This is a genomic window from Streptomyces sp. NWU339, assembly GCF_003143855.1.
In the GTDB taxonomy this organism is placed as follows: domain Bacteria; phylum Actinomycetota; class Actinomycetes; order Streptomycetales; family Streptomycetaceae; genus Streptomyces.
The window spans coordinates 1-1,576 of the sequence record NZ_QFRK01000168.1 but is presented as its reverse complement, the minus strand read 5'-3'; the positions used below and the strand labels follow the sequence as shown (position 1 = coordinate 1,576).

Below are 1,576 nucleotides of genomic sequence, written 5' to 3'. Positions count from 1 at the left end.
GACCTCGTCGGCGCCGGTGACCGGGTCGGGGGTGCCGGCCACCAGGGGGGCGCCGGCGCGCTGGGCGATGTGCCGGGCGGCGACCTTGTCGCCCAGGGCGCGGATCGCGGCCGGGGGCGGGCCGATCCAGGTCAGGCCGGCGTCCAGGACCGCCTGGGCGAAGTCGGCGTTCTCCGAGAGGAAGCCGTAGCCGGGGTGGATGGCGTCCGCGCCGGATTCGCGGGCGGCGTTCAGCACCTTGTCCATGTCGAGGTAGCTGGTGGCGGGGGTGTCACCGCCCAGGGCGAAGGCCTCGTCCGCGGCGCGGACGTGCAGGGCGTCCCGGTCCGGGTCGGCGTAGACGGCGACGCTGGTGATGCCGGCATCCCGGCAGGCCCGGGCCACGCGGACAGCGATTTCGCCACGGTTGGCGATGAGCACCTTGGTCAGCATGCCGTCTCCTGTACGTGCGTCCGGTCGGCACTGAGCGCATCGACGGTCTCGACGATGCGGCGGATGTCCGCACCGGGGGTGAACACCGCGGCGACGCCCATGGCTTCGAGCGCGCGGACGTCGGCGTCCGGGATGATGCCGCCGACCAGGATGCGGACGTCGCTCGCGTCTTCCCGTGCCAGCAGTTCGATCACGCGCCCCACGATCGTCAGGTGGGCGCCCGAGAGGACGGAAAGGCCCAGGACGGGTGCGTCCTCGGCGATGACGGTGGCGACGATCTGCTCCGGGGTCTGGTGCAGTCCGGTGTAGATCACCTCGTGCCCGGCGTCGCGCAGCGCGCGGGCGATCACCTTGGCGCCGCGGTCGTGACCGTCGAGTCCGGGCTTGGCGATCACCACACGCAGCCGAGGCGGCGCCGCACCACCGAGATCTGCGCGTTGTCGCAGGACGTTCATGGTCTCTCCGTTCGGAAATTCACTGGGGGAGGGCTGAGGCGCGCCAGCCGACAGGGCCGTATCCCTGCGGCGTGCGCAAGAGCAGGCGAGGGGAGGCCCAGGCACCGGCACAACGGGGGGCAGGCCCGGGACCCGGGGCACGGACAGCGGAGAGCAGCGCGACCACGGCGGCGAGCTCCTCCGGGGTGGGGTTGCCCCGTACGACCTTGATCACAACGGCTCCTGGGCTAGAGGGGGATGTTGCCGTGCTTCTTGGGCGGCAGCGCCGCGCGCTTGGTGCGCAGCTGACGCAGCCCGCGCACGATGTGCCGGCGGGTCTCGGACGGCATGATCACCGCGTCCACGTAGCCGCGCTCGGCCGCGGTGTAGGGGTTGAGCAGGGCGTCCTCGTACTCCCGCATCAGCCGCGCRCGGGTCTCCTCGGCATCCTCCGCCTCGGCCAGGGCGCGCCGGTGCACGATGTTGACCGCGCCCTGCGCGCCCATCACCGCGATCTGCGCGGTCGGCCAGGCCAGGTTCACATCGGCGCCCAGGTGCTTGGAGCCCATCACGTCGTAGGCGCCGCCGAACGCCTTGCGGGTGATCACCGTGATCAGCGGCACCGTGGCCTCCGCATAGGCGAAGATCAGCTTGGCGCCGCGGCGGATGATGCCCTCGTGCTCCTGGCCCACCCCGGGCAGGAAGCCGGG

General features: G+C 72.4%; 4 protein-coding genes. All 4 read right to left on the bottom strand.

The window, feature by feature from the left end:
- Positions 1 to 429: biotin carboxylase N-terminal domain-containing protein (locus DIZ27_RS45025; RefSeq protein WP_309075013.1), on the bottom strand; the 429-nt coding region annotated here is incomplete at its 3' end.
- Positions 426 to 887 (bottom strand): cobalamin B12-binding domain-containing protein, encoded by a 462-nt coding sequence (locus DIZ27_RS45020; RefSeq protein WP_109383994.1) that lies wholly within the window; start codon positions 885 to 887, stop codon positions 426 to 428. The genes DIZ27_RS45025 and DIZ27_RS45020, both read right to left, overlap by 4 nt.
- A gap of 19 nt (positions 888 to 906) precedes the next feature.
- Positions 907 to 1,101, bottom strand: a complete 195-nt coding sequence (locus DIZ27_RS45015) for an acyl-CoA carboxylase subunit epsilon (protein WP_109383993.1) — start codon at positions 1,099 to 1,101, stop codon at positions 907 to 909.
- A gap of 13 nt (positions 1,102 to 1,114) precedes the next feature.
- A partial coding sequence (locus DIZ27_RS45010; RefSeq protein WP_309075012.1) for a carboxyl transferase domain-containing protein occupies positions 1,115 to 1,576 on the bottom strand: 462 nt, incomplete at its 5' end.

Bases quoted from the DNA above. Each gene is read 5' to 3' on its own strand.
- DIZ27_RS45020 (WP_109383994.1), bottom strand. From the start codon at position 887: ATGAACGTCCTGCGACAACGCGCAGATCTCGGTGGTGCGGCGCCGCCT.